The 25,665-nt window shown below is 71.8% G+C and carries 22 protein-coding genes and 1 riboswitch; of the genes, 7 read left to right on the forward strand and 15 right to left on the reverse strand.

The window, feature by feature from the left end; genetic code table 11:
- Positions 1-65: 65 nt before the first annotated feature.
- The 5 genes from IB242_RS01845 to IB242_RS01865 all read right to left on the reverse strand — a co-directional run bounded on the left by IB242_RS01845 (position 66) and on the right by IB242_RS01865 (position 5,186).
- Positions 66-1,448 carry a hypothetical protein gene (locus tag IB242_RS01845; protein ID WP_192275494.1) on the reverse strand — a complete coding sequence of 461 codons (1,383 nt, stop codon included), beginning with the start codon at positions 1,446-1,448 and terminating at the stop codon, positions 66-68.
- Positions 1,445-2,353, reverse strand: a complete 909-nt coding sequence (locus IB242_RS01850) for an ABC transporter ATP-binding protein (protein WP_192275495.1) — start codon at positions 2,351-2,353, stop codon at positions 1,445-1,447. The genes IB242_RS01845 and IB242_RS01850 overlap by 4 nt, the downstream gene beginning before the upstream one ends.
- Complete coding sequence (locus IB242_RS01855; RefSeq protein ID WP_192275496.1) at positions 2,350-2,742, reverse strand: GntR family transcriptional regulator; 393 nt, start codon at positions 2,740-2,742, stop codon at positions 2,350-2,352. Before IB242_RS01855 ends, IB242_RS01850 begins: the two co-directional genes overlap by 4 nt.
- A 411-nt stretch (positions 2,743-3,153) precedes the next feature.
- On the reverse strand, positions 3,154-4,101 hold the full coding sequence (locus IB242_RS01860) for a M23 family metallopeptidase (protein ID WP_192275497.1): 948 nt from the start codon (positions 4,099-4,101) through the stop codon (positions 3,154-3,156).
- A complete protein-coding gene (locus tag IB242_RS01865) occupies positions 4,098-5,186 on the reverse strand; it encodes a phytase (RefSeq protein WP_192275498.1) in 1,089 nt (362 codons plus the stop codon). The genes IB242_RS01860 and IB242_RS01865 overlap by 4 nt, the downstream gene beginning before the upstream one ends.
- Before the next feature lie 109 nt (positions 5,187-5,295).
- A riboswitch (SAM riboswitch) is annotated at positions 5,296-5,414 on the forward strand.
- 74 nt (positions 5,415-5,488) lie between these two features.
- On the opposite strand from IB242_RS01865, the gene IB242_RS01870 reads away from it, so the two are divergent.
- From IB242_RS01870 to IB242_RS01880, 3 genes are all read left to right on the forward strand, one after another.
- A complete protein-coding gene (locus IB242_RS01870; protein WP_192275499.1) occupies positions 5,489-6,523 on the forward strand; it encodes a homoserine O-succinyltransferase in 1,035 nt (344 codons plus the stop codon).
- Positions 6,520-7,743 carry an O-succinylhomoserine (thiol)-lyase gene (locus IB242_RS01875; protein ID WP_192275500.1) on the forward strand — a complete coding sequence of 408 codons (1,224 nt, stop codon included), beginning with the start codon at positions 6,520-6,522 and terminating at the stop codon, positions 7,741-7,743. The genes IB242_RS01870 and IB242_RS01875 overlap by 4 nt, the downstream gene beginning before the upstream one ends.
- A gap of 74 nt (positions 7,744-7,817) precedes the next feature.
- Positions 7,818-8,840 carry a homoserine dehydrogenase gene (locus IB242_RS01880; protein WP_192277619.1) on the forward strand — a complete coding sequence of 341 codons (1,023 nt, stop codon included), beginning with the start codon at positions 7,818-7,820 and terminating at the stop codon, positions 8,838-8,840.
- A 47-nt stretch (positions 8,841-8,887) separates the two neighbouring features.
- Here the strand turns inward: IB242_RS01880 and IB242_RS01885 are convergent, their stop codons facing one another.
- The 3 genes from IB242_RS01885 to IB242_RS01900 form a co-directional block, all read right to left on the reverse strand.
- A complete protein-coding gene (locus tag IB242_RS01885) occupies positions 8,888-9,886 on the reverse strand; it encodes an alpha/beta hydrolase (RefSeq protein WP_192275501.1) in 999 nt (332 codons plus the stop codon).
- 37 nt (positions 9,887-9,923) lie between these two features.
- Positions 9,924-13,004 (reverse strand): ligand-binding sensor domain-containing diguanylate cyclase, encoded by a 3,081-nt coding sequence (locus IB242_RS01890; RefSeq protein ID WP_192275502.1) that lies wholly within the window; start codon positions 13,002-13,004, stop codon positions 9,924-9,926.
- 671 nt (positions 13,005-13,675) lie between these two features.
- Entirely contained in the window at positions 13,676-15,058 is a 1,383-nt protein-coding gene (locus tag IB242_RS01900) for an L-serine ammonia-lyase (RefSeq protein ID WP_192275503.1), read from the reverse strand.
- 126 nt (positions 15,059-15,184) lie between these two features.
- Between IB242_RS01900 and IB242_RS01905 the strand changes: the two genes are divergently transcribed.
- On the forward strand, positions 15,185-15,412 hold the full coding sequence (locus IB242_RS01905) for a glutaredoxin family protein (protein ID WP_192275504.1): 228 nt from the start codon (positions 15,185-15,187) through the stop codon (positions 15,410-15,412).
- The gene (locus IB242_RS01910) at positions 15,409-15,843 is read left to right on the forward strand and encodes a hypothetical protein (protein WP_192275505.1); all 435 of its coding nucleotides are present in this window, start codon (positions 15,409-15,411) and stop codon (positions 15,841-15,843) included. The genes IB242_RS01905 and IB242_RS01910 overlap by 4 nt, the downstream gene beginning before the upstream one ends.
- Positions 15,844-15,973: 130 nt before the next feature.
- On the opposite strand, the gene IB242_RS01915 is transcribed toward IB242_RS01910, so the two are convergent.
- From IB242_RS01915 to IB242_RS01925, 3 genes are read right to left on the reverse strand one after another with little or no spacing between them, the layout of a single operon-like run.
- Positions 15,974-16,540 (reverse strand): YceI family protein, encoded by a 567-nt coding sequence (locus IB242_RS01915; protein ID WP_192275506.1) that lies wholly within the window; start codon positions 16,538-16,540, stop codon positions 15,974-15,976.
- Between the two features lie 5 nt (positions 16,541-16,545).
- The gene (locus IB242_RS01920) at positions 16,546-17,121 is read right to left on the reverse strand and encodes a cytochrome b (protein WP_192275507.1); all 576 of its coding nucleotides are present in this window, start codon (positions 17,119-17,121) and stop codon (positions 16,546-16,548) included.
- Complete coding sequence (locus tag IB242_RS01925) at positions 17,118-17,771, reverse strand: YceI family protein (RefSeq protein WP_225539944.1); 654 nt, start codon at positions 17,769-17,771, stop codon at positions 17,118-17,120. The genes IB242_RS01920 and IB242_RS01925 overlap by 4 nt, the downstream gene beginning before the upstream one ends.
- Positions 17,772-17,919: 148 nt before the next feature.
- Between IB242_RS01925 and IB242_RS01930 the strand changes: the two genes are divergently transcribed.
- The gene (locus tag IB242_RS01930) at positions 17,920-21,477 is read left to right on the forward strand and encodes an ATP-binding protein (protein WP_225539946.1); all 3,558 of its coding nucleotides are present in this window, start codon (positions 17,920-17,922) and stop codon (positions 21,475-21,477) included.
- Positions 21,474-22,427, forward strand: coding sequence for a hypothetical protein (locus IB242_RS01935; protein WP_192275509.1), 954 nt, complete (start codon positions 21,474-21,476; stop codon positions 22,425-22,427). The genes IB242_RS01930 and IB242_RS01935 overlap by 4 nt, the downstream gene beginning before the upstream one ends.
- Before the next feature lie 25 nt (positions 22,428-22,452).
- Here IB242_RS01935 and hemE read toward each other — a convergent pair whose 3' ends face one another.
- From hemE to IB242_RS01955, 4 genes are all read right to left on the reverse strand, one after another.
- A complete protein-coding gene (gene hemE, locus IB242_RS01940; protein WP_192275510.1) occupies positions 22,453-23,538 on the reverse strand; it encodes a uroporphyrinogen decarboxylase in 1,086 nt (361 codons plus the stop codon).
- A 44-nt stretch (positions 23,539-23,582) separates the two neighbouring features.
- A complete protein-coding gene (locus IB242_RS01945; RefSeq protein ID WP_192275511.1) occupies positions 23,583-23,837 on the reverse strand; it encodes a WGR domain-containing protein in 255 nt (84 codons plus the stop codon).
- A gap of 106 nt (positions 23,838-23,943) precedes the next feature.
- On the reverse strand, positions 23,944-25,047 hold the full coding sequence (gene aroB / locus IB242_RS01950) for a 3-dehydroquinate synthase (protein WP_192275512.1): 1,104 nt from the start codon (positions 25,045-25,047) through the stop codon (positions 23,944-23,946).
- Positions 25,044-25,586 carry a shikimate kinase gene (locus IB242_RS01955; RefSeq protein ID WP_192275513.1) on the reverse strand — a complete coding sequence of 181 codons (543 nt, stop codon included), beginning with the start codon at positions 25,584-25,586 and terminating at the stop codon, positions 25,044-25,046. Before IB242_RS01955 ends, aroB begins: the two co-directional genes overlap by 4 nt.
- Positions 25,587-25,665 lie beyond the last annotated feature (79 nt).

The raw sequence follows: 25,665 nt of genomic DNA on the forward strand, positions 1-25,665 counted from the left end.
TGGCAGATGGAGGCCGCGAAGTATACCGGGAGCGGCCGGGATGGCCGGCCGCGCCCGGTGCGGCGTCAGTTCTGCAGCCAGGGGTGCGCGCGGGCACGTAGCCGTGCCAGCGACAGCCACCACGGAAGCACCGCGAGCAGGCCGCCGGCCAGCCAGGCGGTCAGCAGCCAGGCGGGCGGCGTTCCGCGGACGGTCGGCAGCATGCTGGCGAATATGGACAGGGTGACGGCGATCATCGTCGTCACCAGCAGCGGGCGCAGCCGTGGCGCGCTGACGCTCAGCAGCGCGCAGCCGCCGATCAGGAGCAGGCTGCACAGGCTGGTGGTCAGCAGCATCGGGTAGTAAGCCGGCGCGGCGCCCACCGCCAGCGCGAATCCCGTCATCACCAGCAGGCCGCCAGCGGCGCGGCCGAGCAGCTGGCGCAGCAGCACCTGCATCAACGCCGGTGCCGCCGGTGACGGCAGGCCCGGGGTCAGCGCCAGTTCGTGCAGCCCCATCGCCGGGCGGCGGAACAGCGTTTCCAGGCGCAGCAGCGGTGCTAGCGCGGTGGCCAGGACCATCACCGGCGCGAACACCAGTCCGATGTGCTGCGCGCCGTTGGTGGCGTCGTCGTTGCCGTTGCCCAGCAGCAGCCAGAATGCGGCCACCGCGACGGTTGGTCCGTGCGTCGCCAGCAGGCTGCGCGGTGAGGCCAGTCCGAAGCCGGGGCCGAGCGCGACCGCCAGCGCCCGCATCGGCGCAGCGGTGAGACCGCTGAGGTTCTGCTTTCCGCCGAACAGCGGCATGCCGGTCGAGGTTCCGCCGGGGGGCGTGGCGAGGCTGCCCAGCGACTGGCCGACTGTCAGGGCCAGCGGCGTCGACCAGGGGCCGGCGGGGGCGCCACGGCGCAGCGCCATCCACCAGAAGAACGCGCTGAGCGCGACCACGACGATGCCGGCGGCGGCCATGCCCGGCGGCGTGACCAGCTTGTCGGCAAGCTGCCAGACCGGGGCCGGCAGCCAGCGCAGCACGGCGCTCAACACGATCGACGGCCAGATGAGCCAGGGCGGCATGCTGACCCAGAACAGCCCAAGCGCCGTCGCCAGCCACAGCACCGCCAGGGTCTGCGGCAGCGCGCTGCCGAGACTGGTGTGGACCAACGTCGGCGCTGCGACCGTCAACAGCAGGGTGCCGAGCGCCAGCATCGTCATCTGCCGGCCGAGGCCGGGCAGGCGCAACTGGCGCGCCTGCCACAGCAGCGCGGCGAGGCGGCCGGTGCCGAGCAGCGACCAGAGCAGGGTGCAGATCGCGGCCACGGCCAGTCCGAGCGTGATCGGTGTCGACGGGTCGGCCGGTCCGATGCCTGCGATCACGAACGGAACGCTGCCGAACGTGCCGACCAGCAACAGGACATTGGTCCAGCCGCCGCACTGCAGCGGCAGTCGAAGAAGCGCAGGCAGGCGGATCATCCGGCCACCTCCACGAACAGGTCCTCCAGGCCCAGCCGGTCGACGCGCACGCCTTCGACCTGCAGCAGCGACTGCCAGCCGTCGGCGCCGGCGATGACCAGGCCGATCGCACCGTCGCCGAGCTCGCGCCGCGACAGCTCGCCCGGCAGGCGTGCCGGCAGGCGCGACGCGGCATCGGCGGGTATCTGCACCCGGACCACGCTGTCCTTGACCGTGTCCAGCGCCTGGTCGAGCAAGACCCGGCCGTCATGCAGGAAGGCCACGCGCGAGGCGATCCGTTCCAGGTCGCTGACGATGTGGCTGGAGAACAGCACGGTGGTGCCGCTGTCGGCGGCCTGCGAGACGATCTCGCGCAGCAGTTCGCGGCGAGCGACCGGATCCAGTGCCGAGGCCGGCTCGTCCAGCACCAGCAGGGTTGGCCGCGGCGCGAGCGCACGGACCACCGCCAGGCGCTGCGCCTCGCCGGGCGAGAGCTTGCCGATGGCGCGGTCGGGCGTCAGCGCGAAGCGCTCGAGCAGGGCCGCGGCATGGGCCGGGTCCCAGTGCGGATACAACTGGGACAGGTAATCGAACAGCTGCCCGATCCGCATCCAGCCGAAGGCCTGCGGCTGCTGCGGCACGTAGCCCAGTTGCTGCTTGCGGGCATCGTCCAGTTGCAGCGCCGGCGCGCCCATCACGCGCGCCTGGCCGGACTGTGGTCGCAGCAGGCCGACCAGGCAGCCGATCAGGCTGCTCTTGCCGGCACCGTTGCGGCCGATCAGGCCGAGCACCTCGCCGGCGGGCAGGTCCAGGTCCACGCCGCGCAGCACCGCGCGCTGGCCGTAGGCCAGGTGCAGATCCTGCGCCTGCAATGGCATGGCCTGGCCGGGAAGGGTGGCCGGTGCGGCAAAGGCAATCGCATTCATGGGGTCTTCTCCTCGATCAGGTGACGGAGCCGCGCGAGCACACGGTCGGCAGGGAGCTCAAGTTCGCGGCAATGGCGGGCGGCCTCGCGCAGCACCGGGTCCAGCAGGCCCATGCGGGCATCGACGTCGCCGCCATCCGTGGCGCGGGCGGCTACGCTCATGCCCCTGCCACGCAGGCGTACCAGCACGCCTTCGGTTTCCAGCTGGCTGTAGGCGCGCGACACCGTCATCGGGTTGATCGCATGGGCGGCGGCCACATCGCGGACCGATGGCAGCGCGTCGCCCGGGCGCAGCTGGCCGGCGCTGGTCAGGCGGCGGATCTGCTCGACGATCTGGCGGTAGATCGGGTCGGGCAGAGTGGGGTCGATGTGCAGCAGGCTTGCATCCATGTGTATCAATACATCAATACACTCACCGATTGTCAAGCGCGCTGTGTCTGCCGTTGTGCCGCCGGCCATGGACGTGGAGACGGAAGGAGCGCGATGCGGATGCGCGCTTGGCGGATCCGCTTCCCGGACGTGCCGCCGCGCACCGGGTCGGGATGCTGGCGATCGTGCGGGATGGCCGCGCGGGTCACGGGCCCAACCAGGCGGGGGGCGATGTGTTCACCCGCGGTCCCGGCACGCGGGGGCTGATACGACACACCCCGCATCGGCCGGTGATCGCACGAAGCGATGCGGGTGCGCTCGTCCCGGCACCCCCGGATGAGGAGGCGGTTCCGCGGGCAGGAGGGGGACATCGACCGGGCCGGCGATCCTTGAGGCAGGTACTCCTGCACTGCGTGGCACGGGTCGCCCGGGTCAGCGCCCTCGGGCAGGAGCCGGCGAGGTCTCGTCGCGGGCGAACTTCAACTCGCCCAGCGCGCCGAACATGCGGAACGGAATCGCCTCCAGGCGCATGCCCCGGTTGACCTGCACCACGAAGTGCAGATGCGGCGCGGTGCTGAACCCGGTGTTGCCCGACAGCGCGATGCGCTGGCCCTGGCGGACCTGCTGGCCGACCCGCACCTGCACGCCGTTGGACTGCAGGTGCGCATACAGGGCCATGCTGCCGTCGTCGTGCAGGATCCGCACGAAGTTGGCGCGGCCGCCATAGCGCTCGCGGTCGAGGCCGGCCTTGGAAAAGTCGGACTCGACCTGGAGCACGATGCCGCCGCGCGATGCGAGGATCGGCGTTCCCTCCGGCACCGCGAAATCCACCGCGTAGCGGTTCTGCGCATCGGAGTGGCTGAAGCTGCCGCCGAAACCCTGGTCGACGCGGATCCGTGCGTACTCGAACGGCAGCCGGTACTCGAAATCCAGCGGGCGCGCCTCGGGGCTGCCGGGCAGGTTGTCGAGCAGGACGTTGAAGTTGCTCGCCAGGCGCGGATCGAGCGGATAGATGCGCGCGACCACGCCGCTGCCATTGGCCGGCACCGTGGTCCGCGCCGGCAGCGCCGGCACCGCCTTGACGTTGTCCGAGCGGCTGAAGGACAGCTGCACCTGGACCGGCCCCGGCATCGTGTTGTCGGCCCAGGCCTCGTAGTGGCTGCCGCGGTCCTGCAGGCGCAGGGTCACCGGGTTGGTGGTGCCCCGCTTGTAGGACAGGGTCTCGACCGGCTCGGCGATCTCGCCCGGCGGCGGGCGGTCGCCATAGTGGGTCACGCCCTGCGCGTCGCGCCAGCGCCACATCCTGGCGGCGTCCGCCTGCAGCGATGGCAGCAGCGCCGCGGCCAGCAGCAGGCAGAGCAGTGCGCGCGATCCGGTCATCGGGTACAGGACGCCGACAGGTCCAGCGCGCGCGCCACGTCGCCGAGGTCGAACGCGGCGACTGCATGGTCGTCATGCAGCGCGAACAGCGCGCCGTGCGGGAAGCGCGCGGTCGCCGTCGCATGCAGCGCGATGCCGTCGGTGAATCCCACCCGCTGCCCGCTGAAGCTGCCGGCCGGCGCCAGGGTGCGCCGGTCGAACAGCCGGAACAGGGTCGGCCGCAGCTGGTCGGCCGCGATCCAGTAGCCGTCGTCGACATCGCACTCCCACAGCGCGACGCCCTCGGCATCGCCCTGGAAGCGGGGCAGGCTGCGTCCGCGGAAGCGTCCGTCCAGCCCGTATTCGCGCAGCGTCGAACCGACCCGCTGGTCCTCCTCGGCGATCAGCAGACGGCCATGAGCCGGATCGCCGGCGATCGACTCGACCATCCGCAGCGCGCCGGCGTCGCCGGTATCGCCGAACGCACCGAGGAAGGTGACCTCCACCGCGCCGTCGTCCTCGTCACTGATGCGGAAGCGCTTGACCCGCTCGGCCAGCTGCTCGCGTGGCGGCAGGGTGCCGGCGCGGAAGTCGGCCATGAAGCTGTCGGTGACGTAGGCCACCAGCTCGCCGGGCGCGGTCTCCTCGATCCAGATGCCGTACGGCACCTTCAGTTCCGACGCGCCGAACTGCGCGCGCGGAACGAATCCCGGCAGCTCGAACACCTGGACGCGTGGACGGTCGCGCTCGACCACGAACAACAGGTCGCCGAAGACGGCCAGGCCGTTGGGCCGCCTGAACTGCCCGGCGTCCTCGCCCGGCTCCCCGAACATGCGCAGGTGCCGGCCGCTGTCGGCGTCGAACACGTGGAGGCGATCGCCGTGCTTGGCGCTGGCCAGCAGCTGCAGGCCGCCGTCCTCGTCCGGCCACACCGCGAGCGAGTCGAGTTCCTCTCCGGCGAGCGGATCGGACATCCACGCCTCGTCGATCACCGGCGTATCGGCGTGCAGGGCCGCGGCCGGCGGCGGTGGCGTCGGACGTGGGCTGCTGCAGGCGGCGACCAGCAGGCAGCAACTGGCGAGAAGGGCGGTGGTGAGCGGGCGCATCCGGCCGATTATCCGGAGACGCGACGACCGCCGGAAGAGGGAATGGGCTATTCATCTCTCCATCCGAATAAAGCGATTGACAGGCTGCCCGGGCGGTGGCACGCTGCGTCCACCATCGAGACCGGCGGAGGGACAGGCCCTTTGATGCCGGGGCAGCCCGCGGACGCGCAAGCGACCGCGTAGGTGCCAAATCCTGCGGTGACCTCCGCGTCCGCCGAAAGATGGTTCGTCCCGTGCCTTCCGCACGACGAACGCGAGCTCCGCGAAGGCTCGATGGTTGCCAGATCCTCCCGGACAGCGCCATGAGCCTCGTGAATACAGCCGCCATTTCCCTCGACGTTACACACGACCAGCAGGCCCCGGACTGTCGGACCACTGCTGATGCGGTCCGCGGCGAACTCCGCGTCTGCCTGCCGCTGCGCCACGCCGGCTCCCACGAGGTGCTGCTGCGCTACGAACTGCGCGGGCCGTCTACGGCGCCGGTGGTGTTCGTCGCCGGTGGCATCTCCGCGCACCGGCACGTGTCGGCCGGTGCCACCTTCGCCGAGCCGGGCTGGGCCAATGCGCTGGTCGCCGACGGACGCACGCTGGACCCTGCGGCGCAGCGGATCCTGGCGTTCGACTACGTCGGCGCCGACGGCCGTCTCGATGTGCCGATCGATACCGCCGACCAGGCCGATGCGGTCGCGCTGCTGCTGGACGCGCTGGGCATCGACCAGCTGCGCGCCTTCGTCGGTTACTCGTATGGCGCGATGGTCGGCCTGCAGTTCGCCGCCCGGCATCCGCAGCGGCTGGCACAGCTGGTGGCGGTCAGCGGCGCGCACCGCCCGCATCCGTATGCCTCGGCCTGGCGCGCGTTGCAGCGCCGCGCGGTCGCGCTGGGCCAGCTGCAGTGCGCCGATGCGCAGGGCCTGGCGCTGGCCCGCCAGTTCGCGATGCTCAGCTACCGCACGCCGGAAGAGTTCGGCGAGCGCTTCGATACCGCGCCGGAGATCGTCAACGGGCGCGTGCGCTGCGCGGCCGAGGACTATCTGGACGCTGCTGGCGCACAGTACGTCGCCCGCACCCCGCTCACCGCCTACCTGCGCCTGTCGGAATCGATCGACCTGCACCGGGTCGAGCCGGAGGCGGTGCAGGTGCCGGTCACCGTCGTGGCGGTGGAAGGCGACCGCCTGGTGCCGCTGGGTGATTCGGTGAACCTGGTCGAGGGCCTGGCCGGCCGCGGCCAGCTGCGCGTGCTGCGCTCGCCGTACGGCCATGACGCCTTCCTGAAAGAAACCGACCGCATCGACCTCATTCTCGCCGCCGTGCTGCGCGGCAACGGAGCCGCCGCATGAGCACCACCGAATCCAACGCCGCCCCGGGCGCCTGTCGTCCCGCCACCTCCGCCGTGCGTGCCGGCATCGACCGCGATACCGCGCATGGCGCGGTGGTCCCGCCGATCGTGCTGTCGAGCAATTTCAGCTTCGATGGCTTCGGCAACAAGCGGCAGTACGACTACACCCGCAGCGGCAACCCGACCCGCGACCTGCTCGGCGAGGCGCTGGCGGAACTGGAGGGCGGCGCCGGCGGCGTGGTCACCTCGACCGGCATGGGCGCGATCAACCTGGTGCTCAACGCGCTGCTGCAGCCGGGCGACCGGCTGGTGGTGCCGCACGACGCCTACGGCGGCAGCTGGCGGCTGTTCAACGCGCTGGCGGCCAAGGGCCATTTCGAACTGATCACCGCCGACCTGACCGACCCGCGCTCGCTGGCCGATGCGCTGGGGCAGTCGCCGAAGCTGGTGCTGGTGGAAACCCCGTCCAACCCGCTGCTGCGCATCACCGACCTGCGCTTCGTGATCGACGCCGCGCACCGGGCCGGCGCGCTGGTGGTGGTGGACAACACGTTCCTGTCGCCTGCGCTGCAGAAGCCGATCGCGTTCGGTGCAGACCTGGTGATCCACTCGACCACCAAGTACGTCAACGGCCACAGCGACGTGGTCGGCGGCGCGGTGGTCGCCCGCGACGCGGAGCTTCACCAGCAGTTGACCTGGTGGGCCAATGCACTGGGCCTGACAGGCTCGCCGTTCGATTCGTTCCTGACCCTGCGCGGGCTGCGCACGCTGGATGCGCGCATCCGCGTGCATCAGGAGAACGCCACCGCGGTCGCCGCCCTGCTCGACGGCCACGCAGCGGTGGAGAAGGTCTACTTCCCCGGCCTGGCCTCGCATCCGGGCCATGTCGTCGCCGCACGGCAGCAGAGCGGTTTCGGCGCGATGCTGAGTTTCGAGCTGCGCGGCGGCGAGCCCGCGGTGCGCGCCTTCGTCGATGCACTGCGGTACTTCACCCTGGCCGAATCGCTCGGCGGCGTGGAGAGCCTGGTCGCGCACCCGGCGTCGATGACGCATGCGGCGATGACCCCCGAGGCGCGTGCCAAGGCCGGCATCGGCGATGGCCTGCTGCGGCTGTCGATCGGCATCGAGGCGGGCGAGGACCTGCTGGCCGACCTCCGCAACGCGCTGGCCGCCGCCGAGCAGGCCGCCAGCGCGGCCGAGCGCAAACGGGTGGATGCGTGAGCGCGACCGCCGAGCCGCGTGCGCAGGCCGCCCGCCGCGGCCCGCGCGCCGCTCCCGGCGTGCGGCGGCTGGCATTGCTGGGCACCGGCACCGTCGGCAGCGCCTTCATCGCGCGTTACCGCAGGCTGATCGACAAGGGCCTCGCCCTGCCGCAGGTGGCCTGGATGGCCAACTCGCGCGCGACCCGGACCTGCGCCGGCACCGACCTGCTGGAGGCGCTGCAGCAGCTGAACATCGCGGCCCGGCGCGAACGCGCGGTGCAGGGCTGGGCCGAGGCCGAGGCCCTGCAGGCGGGCGACATCGTGGTCGACGCCACCGCCAGCGAACTGGTCGCCGACTGGCATGCCGAATGGCTGGCGCGTGGCGTCAGCGTGGTCACCGCCAACAAGCTCGGCCAGGGCGCCCTGCTCGGACGCGCGCAGGCGATCGGCGATGCGCAGTGCGACACCGGTGCGCACTACGGCGACAGCGCCACGGTCGGTGCCGGTCTGCCGCTGCTGCGCAGCGTGCGCGGGCTGGTCGCCGGGGGCGATCACATCCATGCGATCGAAGGCGTGCTGTCCGGCTCGCTGGCGTGGCTGTTCCACCGCTTCGATGGGGCCCGCCCGTTCTCAGCGCTGGCCCGCGACGCGGCGGCGGCCGGCTACACGGAACCGGATCCGCGCATCGACCTGTCCGGCGAGGACGTGCGGCGCAAGTTGCTGATCCTGGCCCGGGCGGCTGGCGTGCCGCTGCATGCCGACCAGGTGCAGATGGATTCGCTGGTGCCGGCGGCCCTGGCGGCCGTGCCGCTGGACGCGCTCGACGCCCGTCTGGACCTGCTGGACGCGCCGCTGGCAGAACGGCTGCAGGCCGCGCATGCGCAGGGCCACTGCCTGCGGTTCGTCGGCCGCTTCGATGCGGCCGGTGCCAGCGTGGGCCTGCGTGCGTTGCCGGTCGACCATCCGCTGGCCGGTGGCGGCGGCACCGACAACCGCGTGGCGATCAGCAGCGATCGTTACGACGTGCAGCCGCTGCTGATCCAGGGGCCGGGCGCCGGCGCCGACGTCACCGCCGCGGCGCTGCTCGACGACGTGCTGAGGATCAGCGTCGGCTGATGCGGTGATCGCGTGCCGGCCGCGCCGGCGTGCGGCGCCGGCCGGGGTCAGCCGCGCGGCTCGAGCGCCTCCAGCAGGGCCTGATGGAAGCGCGCCGGGTCCTCGACCTGCGGCGAGTGGCCGAGCCCGGCGAACTCCACCAGGCGCGCACCGGGGATCGCCGCCGCGGCGCGCCGACCCAGTGCCGGGTAGTCGCCGAGACGTTTGGCCAGCGCCGGTGGCGCCAGATCCTTGCCGATCGCGGTGCGGTCCTTCTGCCCGATCAGCAGGGTCGTCGGCACCGCCAGCTGCGGGAACTCGTGGACGACCGGCTGGTTGAACACCATGTCCGAGGTCAGCGCCTGGCTCCACGCCACCGCGCGTCCGCCATCGCCTGCGTACATGCCGGCGAGCATGTCGACCCAGCGCTGGTACTCCGGCTTCCACTGGCCGCCGTAATAGACGTCCAGCTGGTACTTGCGGATCGATTCGGCGGTGGTGGCCTGCTCGCGCGCGAACCACGCATCGACGCTGCGCCACGGCACGCCCTCGGCCTTCCAGTCCTCCAGGCCGATCGGGTTGACCAGCGACAGGCTGGCGGTGGACTGCGGATACATCAGCGCGTAGCGCGCGGCGAGCATGCCGCCCATCGAGTGGCCGACCACGTGGACCTTGCCGCCATCGATGCCCAGATGCGCGAGCAGGGCATGCGTGTTGGCCGCCAGCTGCCCGAACGAATACTGGTAGCGCTCGGGCTTGCTCGACTTGCAGAAGCCGATCTGGTCGGGTGCGACGACGCGGTAGCCGGCGGCGGTCAGCGCGTGGATCGTCCGCTCCCACGTGGCCGCGCAGAAGTTCTTGCCGTGCAGGAGCACCACGATGCCGGCCATCGCGGGGCCATCCGGCGGGACGTCCAGATAGGCCATCTCCAGTGGCTGCTGCTGCGATGCGAAGGCGAACGTCCGTACCGGTGCCGGGTAGTCGAAACCTTCAAGCCGCGGGCCGTAGGCCGGCGCGGCGAGGGCGCCACCGGAGCACAGGGCGAGAACGAGGGGCAACAGGCGCATGCGCGCGCTCCTTGCAGGTGCGGGGGAGCGCTGGATCCTAGCCGATCGGCCGTGAGTCGATGGTCGGGCCCTCGAGCAGCAGCAGTCCTTCGTCGATGATCCAGCACGGATCGCCGTCGCGGTGCAGCAGTTCCGCAGGCGCGACGGCGCCGGGGCGGGGCCGGTAGGCGGCCCAGCTGTTGCGACCGGCCGCCTTGACCGCATACAGCGCGCGGTCGGCCAGGGTCACCATCTGTTCCCAGCCCAGCAGGTCGGGCGAGTCGGCGAACAGCGGATGCTCGACCAGTCCGATCGAGACGGTGAGCCGATGCGCCTGCGCGGCGCCCAGGTCGAAGCGGTGGCTGCGCACGCGCTCGCAGATCCGTTCCCCAAGCAGGGGCAACTGCCCGCGTGGCTGCGGGCGGAACACCAGCAGGAACTCCTCGCCGCCCCAGCGGCAGACGTAGTCGCCGCCGCGGACCATCTCCGACAGCACCTGCGCCAGCTGCTCCAGCACGCGGTCGCCGGCGGCATGGCCGTGGACATCGTTGATCTGCTTGAAGTGGTCGACGTCGAGCAGCGCGAACACGGCGGCTTCCTCGCCACGGACGAAGCCGGGCTCGCGCTCGTAGAACGCCAGGTCCGAGGGAATCTGCCGGGCCAGATAGCGCCGGTTGCGCAGGCCGGTGAGCGGATCGGTGAAGCTGATCGCCTCCAGCCGGGCGTTGGCCGCCTGCAGGTCGCGGGTGCGCTCCTGCACCAGGTGCTCCAGGGCCGCGCGCTGGCGTGCATAGCGTCCGCGCAGCCAGCGGTAGCCCAGATACGGCAGGCCGGCCAGCAGCAGGCACAGGGAGATCCGGAACAGCAGGGTTTCGTGCAGGCGCGGCGCGATCCGCACGCCGAGCTGGGCGATGCCGCCCCCCGAATGCTGCCGGCGCAGGTCGGCCACCTCGAAGAGGTACTGACCCGGCGGCAGGTTGGTGTAGGTCGCCGTGCGCGCGCCCTGGTCGTCCGGCTCGCGCCAGTGCGCGTCGTAGCCGCGCAGGCGGTAGCGCAGCAGCGGCGGGCGCATCGGCTGGAAGGTCGGCGTGGTGAACTCGAACTTCAGGTCGCGCTCGTCGGCGCCGAGCGCCACGCTGCCATCCTGCGGGATCCGCCACTGGCCCTGGACCTGCAGTCGCTCGACCAGCACGTCGGCCGGTTCGCGCGCGAACGGCGCCGCGCCGGTGTCGACCACCAGCGCGCCGTCGCGCGAGGGCAGCCACAGCATGCGGCCGAGCAGCAGGCCGCGGCTGCTGCCGGCGCCATTGCAGCACTTGCCGCGCTGGCCGCCGGGGCGGTCCATGCCGGAGTTGATCACCGCTTCGGCATCGATCCGGTGGTTGGGATCGGCGGCTGCGCGCAGCAGGTCCGGCATCGGGATGCGGTACACGCCGCGCATGCCCGCCACCCACAGGTGGCCGGCGCTTTCGCCGATGAAGAACGGCTGGTTGGCCGGCACGCCGCGTTCGATCCCCAGTCGCGTCCAGGTCCGGCCGTCGTACAGGCGCAGTTCCTCGCCGACCGCGGCACCGATCAGCCAGCGGCCGTCGGGCAGTTCGTGGATCGCGCCGATCATCGCGCTCTCGCCCAGGCCGGTCAGCGCGCCGGTCGCGAGGATGCGCCCATCGCGCCACTCGTACAGCCCGTTCTGTGTGCCGAGCAGGATCCTGCCATCGCGCAGCTCATGCACGATGCGCACGCGCGGATCGCCCAGTCCCTCGGCCTCGCCGTAGTGCCGCAGCGCCTCGCCATCCTGCAGGAACAGGCCCTGCGAGGTGCCGAACCAGAGCCGCCCGGCACGGTCGCGCACGATGCTGTTCACCTGCGCGCCGTGCATCGACGCCAGCAGCGGCGGCGTCTGCAGGCGGCCCTCCTGGTACAGCGCCGCGCCGTTGCGGGTGCCGATCCACAGCCGCCCGGCCTCGGCCAGCAGCGAGTAGGCCTCCGGGTGCGGCAGCAGCGCACCGTCGATGCGCCTGCGGTACTGGCCGCTGGCCGGATCGACGCTGCCCACGCCGTCGCCGCCGCCCAGCCACAGCTGCCCGTCGGGCGCCTGCGCGACCGACCACAGCAGCAGGTTCTCCAGGCCTTCGCGCTCGCCGATCCGGCGGGTCCAGCCGCTCCAGACGCGGGTCACGCCCTGGACCATGCTGCCGATCCACAGGCTGCCGTCGCGGTCTTCGTGCAGGGCGCGCGGCGCGATCCCGCCCGGGGTGCCCTCGATCCGCTCGCGCGGCTGGCCGTCGGCGATGCGGTGCAGCGCATGCGGCGTGGCCACCCAGAGATTGCCGGCGCGATCGGCGTGCAGGGCCTCGACCGGCGTGCCGCCCAGACCATCGTCGCCGGCATCGCGCACCCAGCGCCCGCCTTCGAGCCGGAGCAGGCCCAGCGAGGTCCCGGCCCACAGCTGGCCGTGGGCATGGGCGAGCGCGACCACGCGCGCGTCGTGCGCGTCGTCGGGCAGCGCCAGGGGCTGCGTGCCGCCGCTTCCGATCCGGAACACCTGGCCCTGGCTGCCCACCCACAGCCCGTCGTCCCGCTGCAGCAGGCTCAGCGCCGGGCCGGTCAGCGGGTGGCGCAGGGTCAGTCGCCCGTCGGTGGCGGCATAGACGCCTTCCGGCGTGCCGACCAGCATCCCGTCGGTGGTCGCGGCGAATGCCCAGACCGAGGATGGCAAGGCGGCACCACCGGCCGTGTCGAACGTGCGCAGGCGGCCATTGGCGTGCACCGCCAGCCCTTGACTGGTGCCGATCCAGGTCCTGCCTGCGGCATCGGCCTGCAGCGCCTGCACCGGCCCTGCCAGGACCGCGGCGTCGCGCTGCGAGTAGCGGATGAAGCGCACGCCGTCGAAGCGGGCCAGGCCGCCCTGCGTGCCGAACCACAGGTAGCCGCGGCTGTCCTGGGTGATGGCCAGCACGCTGGTCTGCGGCAGGCCGTCGTTCATGTCCCAGCTGTCGCTGACGTAATCGCGGAAGGGCTTGCCGGGGTCCAGCGCCCACGCCTGCGGAAGCCCGACGCACAGCATCAGCCCGGCCAGCAGCCCGTGGACGGGCAGGCGCAGCCAGGCGACGAGGCGGCGACAAGACGTGCCGCGCATGACGGTGCGATGGTCGATCGGGTCCCCCTTCCGGCGCTGGTACGCCGGAACTCCCTGTCCCATGGCCCTAGCGGCACGGGTGCGGCCCTACTTTAAGGGGGCGCTTCCAGCGGAGAAGTAGGGAATCTCCCGACATGACGGCCGCTGTCGTGGCGGTGACGGGGCGGTGTCGTGTCGGCTGCCGCGCGGCAGGCCAGACTGGCGACCGGCAACGCCGCCTGCGGACCGGAGACGGATGTGACGATGCACGTCGATGGCGCTGCACTGCGCACGCTGCGTGAACGCCGCGGCTGGTCGCAGCAGCAGCGGTCCGAGGTCGCTGGTGTCAGTGTGCGGACGGTGCGGCGCCTGGAGAGCGGGGGGGGGGGGGCGGCCGGCGAAATCAGGATGGGGCTTGCCGCCGCGCTCGACATCCGACCGGAGGCGCTGGCGGCCGTTGCGACGGCCGCGGTGGTACCGGCACCGGCAACACGCGCGGGGCGCATGGATCCCGATCGCGCCTTGAAGCTGATCTGGACCGTGCTTGCCGTGATCGGCTTCCTGCTGGTGGCCGGCTGTCAGGTGGGAAGGACGCGGCCATCCGCGACGACCGCATCAGCGCGCGCGGGCCCGCGGCAGCGGAGTGAGTCAGGGGACGCGCGGCGGCACCCATCCGGCCGGCCGCGCAGGTCTCAGCACTCGATGACGTTGACCGCCAGTCCGCCGCGGCTGGTTTCCTTGTACTTGTCCTGCATGTCGCGGCCGGTGTCGCGCATGGTCTTGATGACCTTGTCCAGGCTGACCTTGTGCTGGCCGTCGCCGCGGAAGGCCATGCGCGAGGCGTTGATCGCCTTCACCGCGCCCATCGCGTTGCGCTCGATGCAGGGGATCTGGACCAGGCCGCCGATCGGGTCGCAGGTCAGGCCGAGGTTGTGCTCCATGCCGATCTCGGCCGCGTTCTCGATCTGGCTGGGCGTGCCGCCCAGCGCGGCGGTCAGGCCGGCGGCGGCCATCGAGCAGGCCACGCCGACTTCGCCCTGGCAGCCGACCTCGGCGCCGGAGATCGAGGCGTTCTGCTTGTACAGGATGCCGATGGCGGCGGCGGTCAACAGGAAGTCGAACACGCCCTGCTCGGTGCTGCCGGGGCAGAAACGGTCGTAGTAGTGCAGCACCGCCGGCAGGATCCCGGCCGCGCCATTGGTCGGCGCGGTGACCACGCGGCCGCCGGCGGCGTTCTCCTCGTTCACCGCCAGCGCGTACAGGTTGACCCAGTCCAGCGTGGTCAGCGGGTCGCGCATCGCCGCCTCGGGCTTGGACGACAGTTCCTGGTACAGCCCGGGCGCGCGGCGGGTCACGCGCAGGCCGCCGGGCAGGCTGCCTTCCTGGCGGATCCCGCGGGCCACGCAGGCCTGCATGGCGGCCCACAGTTCACGCAGGCCGGCCTTGATCTCCTCGGCGTCGCGCCAGCTCTGCTCGTTGGCGAACATCAGCTGGGCGATCGACAGGCCCGACTCCTGGCAGCGCATCAGCAGCTGGTCGCCGCTGTCGAACGGATGCGGCAGCGGCGTCTGGTCGGGGACGATGCGGTCGTCGGCGGCCTCGTCGGCATTGACCACGAAGCCACCGCCGACCGAGTAGTAGTCGCGCGCGGCGATCACGGTGCCGTCGGCGGTGAAGGCCGAGAAGCGCATGCCGTTGGTGTGGAACGGCAGCTTCTGGCGCTTGTTCATCAGCAGGTCGCGCTTCTCGTCGAAGGCGATGCTGTGCTGGCCCATCAGAGTGATCCGCTTCTCGCCGCGGATCCGCTCGAGCGTGGCCGGGATGATGTCCGGATCGATCAGGTTCGGGCGGTGGCCTTCCAGGCCCAGCAGCACGGCCTTGTCGGTGCCGTGGCCGCGGCCGGTCAGGGCCAGCGAGCCGAACACCTCGGCGCGGATCCGGGCGACGTCGGGCAGCTGGCCCGGGTCGAGCAGCCAGCGGTGGACGAAGCGCTCGGCGGCGCGCATCGGCCCGACGGTATGCGAGGAGCTCGGCCCGATGCCGATCTTGAACAGGTCGAAGGTGCTGACGGACATGGGCTGGGACTGCGTGCGGGGCGGCGGCTGCGGCAATCGCGCATTGTATTGGTTGCCGCAGAAACCGGCATGACGCGCTGCCGCGCATCGGCTACCGTACGGCGTCCCGACCGCCGTGAACCGCCGATGCCGTCCCTCGTCCTCTACCAGCGCGACGACTGCCACCTGTGCGACCAGGCGCTGGAGGTGCTGGCCGCGGCGCGTGTGCCCGAGTTCGACAGCGTGTTCATCGACGAGGACCCGGCACTGGAAGCCGCCTACGGGATCCGCGTGCCGGTGCTGCGCGATGCCGGTGACGGGCGCGAACTGGACTGGCCGTTCGAGGTCGACGGCGTCCGCGCCTGGCTGCGATGAACGTGTTGCTGGCGCCGCTGCTGGGGCTGGGCATGCTGGTGGGTGGCGGCACCGATGGCGCCCGCGGCGATGCCGATCTGGCCAAGGGCCGGCAGCAGACCGACGCCTGGACCGGCCTCACTGTCGGTGAGGTCCTGGCCGAGGATCAGGTGCAGCGCGTGATCCTGCTCAAGGCCGTGACCAGTGCCATGGCCGGACTGGACCTGGCCAACCTGCGTCGCCTGCTGCGCGAGGCCGCACCGCTGCGGTTCACCGCTGGCGAGCCGGGCTGGCCGTGGCGCAGCCCGGATCGTGACGCGACCTGGGAGGCGGTGCTGATCGCCCACGATGGCCGTGTGTTCGCCTTGGTCGTCGACGGCGACCGGGCCTGCCTGCGCGACCAGGACGGGCGCGCGGGATGCTTCCCGCGTCCGCCACGGCTGCCGGACTGAGGCGCGGCCGCCTGGCCGGGCAACGGGTCGAACGGCTGCCGCGCGCGCCCGGACTGCCTGCGACCCGTCCGGGCATCCCTGCGCCGCCGCCATGCGCCGGCTGGCGGCATGGCGGACCGGGAAGCGACGCTCAGCCGGCCGGCTTCAGCAGCACGCGGGTGCTGATGTTCACCTCGTTGGGGATGGTCTTGGTGTCCGCCCAGTCGCCGCCGCCGACGCCGAAGTCCAGCCGCTTGACCACCGCCTTGCCGGCCAGCACCGGCTGCGCGCCGGGCGTCCAGGTGAAGGTCAGCGTGACCGGCTTGCTGACCCCGCGCAGTTCCAGCGTGCCATCGGCGGCGTACTCGCCGTTGCCCAGGTCGCGGAAACCGCTCGCGGTGTAGCGCGCGGTGGCGAAGCGTCCGACGTCGAAGAAATCGGCGGTCTTCAGGGTCGAGTCGCGGTCGTTGTTGCCGGTCACCGCGCCTGCCAGTGGGATGCTGACATCGAGCTTGCCGGCCGCGGGGTTGGATGGATCGAAGCTGACCTTGCTGTCGAAGCCCGGGAAGCGGCCGGTGAACAGCTCGCCGTCGTAGCGGGTGGCGAAGGCCAGCGCCGAGCCGGACGCCTGCACGTAGTCGGCGGCCGAAGCCAGCGGGGCGGCCAGCAGCGCGACCAGCGAGGCGGCGACGGCGGCGGGGGAGGCGAACCTGGACATGGGGATCACGTTTCCTTGGAAGAGGCGGCCAGCCAGCCGCGGGGGAGCATGCGCGCGAGCGTGGCGTCGCGCTGGAAGAAGTGGTGGTAGAGCGCAGCGCCCGCATGGGCCAGTACGACCGCGACCAGCAGCCAGAACAGCCATTCGTGCGCCCCGCGCGAGACCTGCGCCAGCGCCTCGTCCGGTGCGGCCAGCTTGGGCACCTCGGCCAGGCCGAACCAGCGGAACGGGCGCAGCCCGCTGGTCGAGTCGTACAGCCAGCCCGACAGCGGCATCGCCAGGATCAGCAGGTAGATCAGGCCGTGGGTGAGCGAGGCCACGCGCGCCTGCCAGGTCGGCGTGCCCGGTACCGGCGCCGGCGCGCCGGCGTACAGGCGCCAGCCGATCCGGACCAGCACCAGCGCCAGCACGGTCAGCCCGACCGACTTGTGCATCGTGTACACCCAGAAGTACTTCGGCGTGCGCGGCAGCTCGCCCATCACCAGGCCGACCACGCCCAGCGACAGGATCAGCAGCGCGATCAGCCAGTGCAGCAGCTGGCTGACGCCGCCCCAGCGGTCGGCGGTGTTCTTCAGGGTCATGGCGTGTGCTCCGGCACTGGCTGCGGTGGATCGGGAAGGGCGGGGCACGGCGTCGTGGCATCGGGCGGTGCATCGTCGCCCGCGTCGATGGCATCGCCGCTGCGGCGGACGGCTTCGGCCTCGATCCTCAGCTGCACGGTGTCGCCGATCATCGACGGCCAGGCATCGATGCCGAACGCGCTGCGGCTCAGCTCAGCGGTAGCCGAGAAACCGACCGTGCGCCGGAACGGCGGCAGCGGATGACGTTTGACGGCGTTGAGCCGGACCTGCAGGGCGACGTCGCGGGTCACGCCGCGCAGGCTCAGCCGGCCATGCACGGTGGCGTTGTGCGCATCCACCGGCTCGATCCGGGTGGAGACGAAGTGCGCCTGCGGATGCTGTTCGGCATCGAGCAGGTTGCGCGCCAGGGTGGCCCGGTTCCATTTCTCGTCGCCCAGATCCAGCCGCTGCAGCGGCACGCGCACGTCCAGCCGCGCGCTGGACCAGTCGTCCGGATCGAATTCCAGCACACCTTCGCTGCCGGATACCGCGCCGAGCGCCTGCGAGAAGCCGGCATGCTCGACCGCGAACACCACCCGGGTGTGGACCGGGTCGAGTTCGTAGCGCGCCGGTGCGGCGGAGGCCGCCGTGGCCGCGAGCGCCAGCACCATGGCCGGCACCAGTCTGTATTGAAGGTATCGCCACGGTGTCTGGGGTGTCATGGGCGGCATTCTAGGCACAGCCGCAGGCATCGACGCGGCTTGCGCCTGCAACGAACCGTTGCGACGATTCAGCCTGGGGCGATTCAGGACGGAACCGATGAGGAGCGCGATCGCGCGGATGCTGGGAGTGCTGGTGGCCCTGCTGCTGGCCGGTGGGGCGATGGCCAGCGTGCCCGAGATGCCGCGGTTCCGGGTGCTCGGCCCCGCCCAGGGCCTGCCGGCGACGACGGTGCCGGCCCTGGCGCGCGACCACGACGGCTATGTCTGGGCCGCGACCTGGGATGGTCTGGCGCGCTACGACGGCGTCGGATTCCGGGTCTGGCAGCACGATCCGCAGGATCCCGCCTCGCTGCTGGGCAACGTCCTGCAGGTGCTGCACATCGATGCGCGCAACCGGATCTGGGTGGCGGCCGAAGGCGGCGGGCTGAGCGTGATGGACGGGGACCGCAAGGGGTTCCGGCATTTCCGCGCGGTCGATCATCCCGAACTGGAGAGCGACGAGGTGTTCGCCATCGCCGACCGCGGCGACGAGATCTGGTTCGGCACCTTCGGTGGCGGCCTCTACCGGATCGATGCGGAAGAGCGCGTCCATCGCGTCCGCGCCGACGAGCCCGAGGCGGATGCGGCGCTGGACCGCGCGATCCTTGCGCTGGTCTTCGACAGCAAGGGCCAGGCGGTGGTAGGTACCTTCAACGGCCTGCTGGTCGAGCGGAATGGCCGGCTGCAATCCCTGGCGCTGCCCGGCCCCCCGGGCCTTGCAAGAATCGTTTCTCTCTGGCGCGAAGGCGACAGCACCTGGATCGGCTCGACCAGTGGACTGCACCGCCTGGGCGATGACGGCCGCTGGCTGACGCCCGACTGGGCATTGTTCTTCAGGGGCTCCAACACGGTGGCAGGGATGGCCGGCGATGGCGATGCCTACTGGATGGCGACGCGTATCGGCCTCTGGCGCGTGGCGGGCGGGCAGGCGCCGGTGGCCGTGCTGCACGACGCCAAGGCGGTCGGCACCACCAATGTCGTCCAGGCCGTGTTGCTGCAGGAGGACGGCAGCCTCTGGGTCGGTCTGCCCTCCAAGGGTCTGGGCTATCTGCGCTCGGACTGGCAGCGCGCGGCCGTGCTCGGTGCGGCCCAGGGCCTGCGGGGGGGGCTGTACCGTGGGATGGGTGTCTCCGGTCAGGATCACGTGTGGCTGGCCAGCAGCGATGGCGTCATCGAGCGTGTGGACACCCGCACCGCGGAGGTGCGGTCCTTCCCCTTCGATCGGCCTCCCCAGGAAAAGTACCGTTGGCACGCGCTGATGGAAGACCGGCAACAGCGCCTCTGGGCAGGCAGCAACGATGGCCTGTATCTGTTCGATCGGGACGGACGGGTGCTGATGCAGGTGGGCAGGGGCTCGGTCGCGGGTGCGTTGTCGCGCACCGGCGTCATCGAGCGATTGCTGCAGGCGTCGGACGGGACGATCTGGATCACGCTCACTGGCTATGGGCTGCAGCGCCGTTCGCCCGAAGACGGGCGGTGGATCGACGATCTGACCATCGACAGCGGGCACGGACTCGCCAATGCGGACCTCACCCGGGTGGTGCTGGGGCCCGACGGACACCCCTGGATCGCCTCCCGCAGCGGCCTGCAGCGCTGGGACGCAACGGCCGGCCGGATGCTGTCGCTGTCCGAGTTCGGCGACCAGACCGTACTGGACATCGCCTTCGATGGCCCCCGCTGGCTGTGGCTGCATCGGCTGGGCGGCCTGGAAGCCTGGGAGCTGCGCGGGGATCGCTGGCAGCAGGCCCTGACGCTCGGCCCGGGCGATGGCATCCCCGCGATCGAATCGACCGGATTGGCGGTCGACGCGCAGCACAGGGTCTGGCTGGCCACCCGCCGCGGCCTGTTCCGGATCGAGGCGCCACGCGGCGGCGACAAGGCCCAAGTGCGGTCCTTCGGCGTGCGCGAGGGGCTGCCCAGCCAGGAGTTCGTCGATCGCGCGCTGGTGATCACGCCATCGGGGGTGCTGGTGGCCAGCACCAACGATGCGAACGTGCTGCTGCTCGACACGCACCGCCCCGATCCGATCCGTCGCGAGCCGCCGCTGGTGGTCGACATGGTGCATGTGCGGCGCGGCGAGACCCAGGTCGACCTGCCGGTCACCGGCGGTTTCTCGCTGCTGGCCGATGACCACGACCTGCACGTGACGGCGCGGCTGCTGGACTTCGAGGATCCCGACACCAACCGCTATCGCTTCAAGCTGCTGGGCTTCGACCAGGACTGGGTGGATGCCGAGAACCACGGCGAGCGTACGTTCTCGCAGCTGCCGCCGGGTGACTACCGGCTGCTGATGCAGGCCATGGCCGCCGGTCATGCGTGGTCGCCGGCCCAGGCGCTGGAGTTCACTGTGCCGCCGCCATGGTGGCGCACCGGCTGGGGACTGGCGCTGTTCGCGCTGGTTGCGCTGCTGGCCCTGGTCTGGGGGGCGTATGCGTACCGGCGCCGGGTGCGGCGCCGCAGCCAGTGGCAGCTGGCGATCCACAAGCGCGAGGTGGCCGAACAGGCCTCGCTGGCCAAGAGCCGTTTCCTGGCCACCCTGGGCCATGAGGTGCGCACGCCGATGACCGGCGTGCTCGGCATGAGCGAACTGCTGCTGGAGACGCGCCTGGATCCACGCCAGCGCGGCTACGTCGATGCGATCCGACGCGCCGGCGAGCATCTGATGCGGCTGGTCAACGATGCGCTCGACCTGGCCCGGATCGAGGCCGGCAAGCTGGAGCTGGACCTGCAGGATTTCGACCTGCGCGCGCTGGTCCACGACGTGGCCACGCTGATGGCGCCGGTCGCCGAACAGCGCGGGCTGGTGTTCGGCCTGGAGATCGACGCGGACGCGCCGCAGTCGGTGCATGGCGACCCGGTCCGCATCCGCCAGATCCTGCTCAATCTGCTCGGCAATGCGGTCAAGTTCACCGACCAGGGCGACGTGTCGCTGCGGGTCGGGCAGGCGCAGGACGGCGTCGTGCAGTTCGTGGTCCGTGATACCGGCCCGGGCCTGAGCGAGGAACAGCGGCTGCGGCTGTTCCGCCGGTTCGAGCAGGCCGACGGCGCACGCACCACCACCCGCTACGGCGGCAGTGGCCTGGGCCTGGCGATCTGCCAGGAACTGGCGGTGGCGATGGGCGGCCACATCGTGGTCGACAGCGCGCCCGGGCAGGGTGCGACCTTCACCGTCGGCCTGCCGCTGCCGGCCGGCGCCGCGATCCAGGAGGCGTCTCGCCAGTCCCTGCAGCGCCGCCGGCTCCGGCAGCTGGATCTGCTGCTGGTCGAGGACGACCCGACCGTGGCCGAGGTGATCGCCAGCCTGCTGCGCGGGCAGGGTCACCGGGTCGCGCATGCCGCGCACAGCCTGGCGGCACTGGGTGATGTCGCGGTGGCCCGGTTCGACCTGGCCCTGCTCGATCTGGACCTGCCCGGCATGGATGGCCTGTCGCTGGCCCGGCAGCTGCGGATGCAGGGCTTCGCCCAGCCGCTGGTCGCGGTGACCGCGCGTGCCGATGCCGATGCCGAGCAGCAGGCACGGGCGGCCGGCTTCGACGGGTTCCTGCGCAAGCCGGTGACGGGCGAGATGCTGGCCAACGCCATCGACGCGGTGCTGCCGGAAACCGCGGAGCCGTGACCGCACCACGGCTGGAGCGGGCCGGCCCGCGTCCGGGGCGTGGCTGGTGTCGCAGGCTGCCGTTGCTGGTGTGCGCGCTGGTGGCGTCCGTCGCCGCACCGGCGGCGGAGACGATGCCGCCGCTGCTGGGCGGTCTGCTCACGCAGTCGCGCGTGCTCTACCCGCTGCAGGTGGGGCGCTGGCAGGCGGCGGACGAGCAGCGCTACACACCACAGGCGGCAGGCGTATCGGTCCGCTATTACGACAACCGCAAAGGGCCCTGGCTGGATGTCTACGTCTACCCGGTCGGCCCGCTCGACGCAGATGGGCTGGCGCGCATCGCGCAGGACGAGCGGGAGGGCATCGGCCAGGCAGCGGTCGCTGGCGGGCGAGCGGTCGAGCTCGGCACGCTGTCGCCTGTCGCGCTTGACGCGCGCGGCGATGCCTGGCAGCTCGACCTGCGCTATCCCGATGACCGGACCGCGTCGGCGATGGTGCTGTTCGCGCAGCAACTCTATCTGGTGAAGATCCGTGCCAGCGCCTCGGGCACCGGCATGTCCACCGACCACCTGCTCGGCCAGGTGCGCGCGTTCGCCGCCGGTCTGGCGGCGCGGCTGCGGATCGCGCACACCGGAGGATGCTGGCTGGGCGAGCGGATCGCCTATGCGGACGCGCCCGGACACGATCCGGCCGCGCTGGCCACCGCGACTTCGCGCGATGGTCGCGTGCAGGCGCAGCTGCATCCGGACCGGATCCTGGTCGATGCGTCGCTGCAGGACGACGCGGCGGCATTGGCCGCCGCGCTCAACGAGGCGGTCTATCCGGGCTGCGTCGCGCCGGAGGCGATCGACCTGGCCGTGCCGCCGCAGATGCGCGAAATCCGCATCGAGTATCCGCCGGTGGAGCCAGCCGGTCGCGGCGGCCCGATGCCACGCCGGTCGCGTGGCGGCGTCCGTTCCCGCATCGGCTGATCCGGCCCGCGACCGGCCTGCGCGGTCAGCGTGCGCTGTGCCGGTGCACGGCTTCGACCAGCGCGGCGACGTGGTCGGGATTCATGTCCGGCGACATGCCGTGGCCGAGGTTGAACACGTGGCCGTCGCGCGAGCCGCCGTTGCCCTCGGCATAGCTGTCGAGCACGCGTGCGGCCTCGCGGGCGATCGCCTCGGGGCTGCCGTACAACGTCGCCGGATCCAGGTTGCCCTGCAGCGCGACGCGACCGCCGGTGCGGCGCGCGGCCTCGGACAGCTCGACCAGCCAGTCCACGCCGACCGCATCGGTGCCGGTGTCGGCCAGCGCTTCCAGGTGCGCGGCATTGCCCTTGCCGAACAGGATCAGCGGGGTGCGTGCATCGCCTTCGCCGCGGTCCAGTTCGCGCGCGATCCGCTGCATGTACGGCAGCGAGAACGTGCGGTACATCGCCGGCGACAGCACGCCGCCCCAGGTGTCGAATACCTGCAGCGCCTGTGCGCCGGCCGCGCGCTGCGCGGCCAGGTAGGCGATCACGGTATCGGTGACGACCGACAGCAGGGCGTGCAGCACCTCGGGCGCATTCAGCGCCATCGCCTTGATCCGCGCATAGTCCTTGCTGCCACCGCCTTCGACCATGTAGCAGGCCAGCGTCCACGGGCTGCCGGTGAAGCCGATCAGGGGCACCTTGCCGTCGAGTTCGCGGCGGATCACGCGCACCGCGTCCATCACGTAGCGCAGTTCGGTTTCCATGTCCGGGCGGACCAGGCGCGCGACGTCGTCGGCGCTGCGCACGGTGCGCTCGAACTTCGGGCCTTCGCCCTCGGCGAAGTACAGGCCCAGGCCCATCGCATCGGGCACGGTCAGGATGTCGGAGAACAGGATCGCCGCGTCCAGGTCGTAGCGGCGCAGCGGCTGCAGGGTGACCTCGCAGGCCAGCTCGGGGCTCTTGGCCATCGCCAGGAAACTGCCGGCGGCGGCGCGGCTGGCGCGATACTCCGGCAGGTAACGGCCGGCCTGGCGCATCAGCCAGATGGGGGTGCGGTCCACGGGCTGGCGGCGCAGTGCGCGCAGCAGGCGGTCGTTGGCGAGGGGAGTCGTCGGCGTCGAGGACACGGTGCCTACCTGGAGAAGTGGATCGGGAATGCGGATGGCGGGCGTCAGCCCGCGTCGCCGGCGTCGTCGGCCGGAACCGCGGCGAAGCCGCGCTTGAGATGGGTGTCGCGCGCCTTGTCGAACGCGGCCACCGCCTCGGTCTGCAGCAGGTACAGATCGCGGCGCAGCTGCTGCCGCCCGCCGACCTGGCCGCTTTCGCGCAGCAGTTCCCAGCCGCCGAACAGGTCGGGCTGCAGGGTCAGTCGCAGGTAACGGGGCGCTTCGCCGGGGGGCGGGCTTTGCTGCAGGAAAATGCGCATGCCCGCAATTGTAGCCGGCTGCGCGGGATGCGGCCCGTGGGCAGTTCGCCCCAGCTGCCGCCGCGACGTCCAGCGCCTGGCAGCGGCGGCCGCATGCAGGGCCCGCTCAGCCGCGGGCGAGGATCCCCAGCACTGCCGCTTCGTCCACGTCCGGCACCACCTCGGCGCGTCCGATGCCGCGCCACAGCACCAGCCGCAGCCGGCCGGCCAGGTTCTTCTTGTCCAGACGCATGCGTTCGAGCAGGGCCTGGGGCGCGAGCCCGGCCGGAATGCGCGTCGGCAACTCGAACGCCGCCAGCAGCGCTTCCAGCCGGTCCGCATCCTCGTCCGGCGCCATGCCCAGCGCCGCGGACATGCGGGCGGCCAGCACCATGCCGACCGCGACCGCTTCGCCGTGGTTGAGCGCCTCGCCGTCGGCGCTGGCGAAGCCCTGTTCGGCTTCGATCGCATGCCCGAAGGTGTGGCCCAGGTTCAGCAGCGCGCGTTCGCCCTTCTCCAGCGGGTCGCGCGCGACGATCGCCGCCTTGTGCGCGCAGCTGCGCGCGATCGCCTCGGCCAGGGCCCGGTCGTCGCCGGCGAGCAGCGCGTGGCGCTCGGCCTCCAGCCACTGGAAGAACAGCGGATCGCCGAGCGCGCCGTACTTGATGACTTCGGCCAGGCCGGCACGCAGCTCGCGCGGGGGCAGGGTGCGCAGGGCCGAGGTGTCGGCGATCACCGCACGCGGCGGGTGGAACGCGCCGACCAGGTTCTTGCCCTGCGGAATGTCCACCGCGGTCTTGCCGCCGACCGAGGAGTCGACCATCGCCAGCAGGGTGGTCGGCAGCTGCACGCAGTCCACGCCGCGCATCCAGCAGGCGGCGGCGAAGCCGGCCAGGTCGCCGACCACGCCGCCGCCGAGCGCGTAGACCGTGGCATCGCGGGTCGCGCCGAGCGCGGCCAGCGCCTCGATCACGCCGCCGAAACTGGCCAGGGTCTTGGAGGCTTCGCCTGCCGGCAGCACGTGGGTGGCGAGCTTGAGCTGCGGATGCGCGCTGCGCAGCGCCGACTCCACCGCCACCGCGTACAGCGGCGCGACGTGGCTGTCGCTGACCAGCAGCGCATGGCGCCCGCGCGCATGTCGTGCCGGGCCATCGCCCTGCAGCAGTCCCGGGCCGATGTCGATCAGATAGGGGGTGTCGCCGTCCACACGGACGGTGCGGGTCTCGCTCATGCGTTGATTCCGGTGATGTGCCAGTGCTGCGCCAGGCGCACGCCGAGGCGGCCGGCGGCTTCGCTGGCGGTGAGGCCGTCGGTGTCCATGACCAGATCGGCGACCTCGCGGTACAGCGGCGCGCGGTGCGCGGCCAGGTCGCGCAGCACCTGCTCGCGGTCGCCCTGCTGCAGCAGCGGGCGCGAGCGGTCGCGTGCCAGCCGGCGCAGCTGGGCCTCGATGCCGGCGGTCAGGTAGACGACGAAGCCGCGCTCGCGCATGACCTGCCGGTTCCCGGCATCGAGCACCGCGCCGCCGCCGGTGGCGACCAGCTGACCCTGTCTTGCGAGCAGCTCGACCAGCGCCTGTCGCTCGCGCTCGCGGAAGCCGGCTTCGCCGACGTGCTCGAAGATCACCGAGATCGGCGCACCGTACTGCTGTTCGATGTGGTGGTCGGCATCGACGAACTGCAGGCCGAAGCGGTCGGCGACACGGCGGCCGATGGAAGTCTTGCCGGCGCCCATCGGGCCAACCAGCACCAGATTGGGGGCGGGGTCCATCGCGCGATGCTAGCACGCAGCCGCGCGGCCCCGACCGTCGCAGAAGCGTGTTGCGAGGGCTTTCGCGGCACTCGACGCG

The sequence above is a fragment of the Xanthomonas sp. XNM01 genome, assembly GCF_014851915.1.
In the GTDB taxonomy this organism is placed as follows: Bacteria; Pseudomonadota; Gammaproteobacteria; order Xanthomonadales; family Xanthomonadaceae; genus Pseudoxanthomonas.

Bases quoted from the DNA above. Each gene is read 5' to 3' on its own strand.
- IB242_RS01900 (WP_192275503.1), bottom strand. From the start codon at position 15,058: ATGTCCGTCAGCACCTTCGACCTGTTCAAGATCGGCATCGGGCCGAGC.
- IB242_RS01890 (WP_192275502.1), bottom strand. From the start codon at position 13,004: ATGCGCGGCACGTCTTGTCGCCGCCTCGTCGCCTGGCTGCGCCTGCCC.
- IB242_RS01860 (WP_192275497.1), bottom strand. From the start codon at position 4,101: ATGACCGGATCGCGCGCACTGCTCTGCCTGCTGCTGGCCGCGGCGCTG.
- IB242_RS01915 (WP_192275506.1), bottom strand. From the start codon at position 16,540: ATGTCCAGGTTCGCCTCCCCCGCCGCCGTCGCCGCCTCGCTGGTCGCG.
- IB242_RS01955 (WP_192275513.1), bottom strand. From the start codon at position 25,586: ATGGACCCCGCCCCCAATCTGGTGCTGGTTGGCCCGATGGGCGCCGGC.
- IB242_RS01870 (WP_192275499.1), top strand. From the start codon at position 5,489: ATGAGCCTCGTGAATACAGCCGCCATTTCCCTCGACGTTACACACGAC.
- IB242_RS01910 (WP_192275505.1), top strand. From the start codon at position 15,409: ATGAACGTGTTGCTGGCGCCGCTGCTGGGGCTGGGCATGCTGGTGGGT.
- IB242_RS01920 (WP_192275507.1), bottom strand. From the start codon at position 17,121: ATGACCCTGAAGAACACCGCCGACCGCTGGGGCGGCGTCAGCCAGCTG.
- IB242_RS01875 (WP_192275500.1), top strand. From the start codon at position 6,520: ATGAGCACCACCGAATCCAACGCCGCCCCGGGCGCCTGTCGTCCCGCC.
- IB242_RS01905 (WP_192275504.1), top strand. From the start codon at position 15,185: ATGCCGTCCCTCGTCCTCTACCAGCGCGACGACTGCCACCTGTGCGAC.
- IB242_RS01925 (WP_225539944.1), bottom strand. From the start codon at position 17,771: ATGGTGCTGGCGCTCGCGGCCACGGCGGCCTCCGCCGCACCGGCGCGC.
- IB242_RS01930 (WP_225539946.1), top strand. From the start codon at position 17,920: ATGAGGAGCGCGATCGCGCGGATGCTGGGAGTGCTGGTGGCCCTGCTG.
- IB242_RS01845 (WP_192275494.1), bottom strand. From the start codon at position 1,448: ATGATCCGCCTGCCTGCGCTTCTTCGACTGCCGCTGCAGTGCGGCGGC.
- aroB (WP_192275512.1), bottom strand. From the start codon at position 25,047: ATGAGCGAGACCCGCACCGTCCGTGTGGACGGCGACACCCCCTATCTG.
- IB242_RS01855 (WP_192275496.1), bottom strand. From the start codon at position 2,742: ATGGATGCAAGCCTGCTGCACATCGACCCCACTCTGCCCGACCCGATC.
- IB242_RS01885 (WP_192275501.1), bottom strand. From the start codon at position 9,886: ATGCGCCTGTTGCCCCTCGTTCTCGCCCTGTGCTCCGGTGGCGCCCTC.
- IB242_RS01945 (WP_192275511.1), bottom strand. From the start codon at position 23,837: ATGCGCATTTTCCTGCAGCAAAGCCCGCCCCCCGGCGAAGCGCCCCGT.
- IB242_RS01850 (WP_192275495.1), bottom strand. From the start codon at position 2,353: ATGAATGCGATTGCCTTTGCCGCACCGGCCACCCTTCCCGGCCAGGCC.
- IB242_RS01865 (WP_192275498.1), bottom strand. From the start codon at position 5,186: ATGCGCCCGCTCACCACCGCCCTTCTCGCCAGTTGCTGCCTGCTGGTC.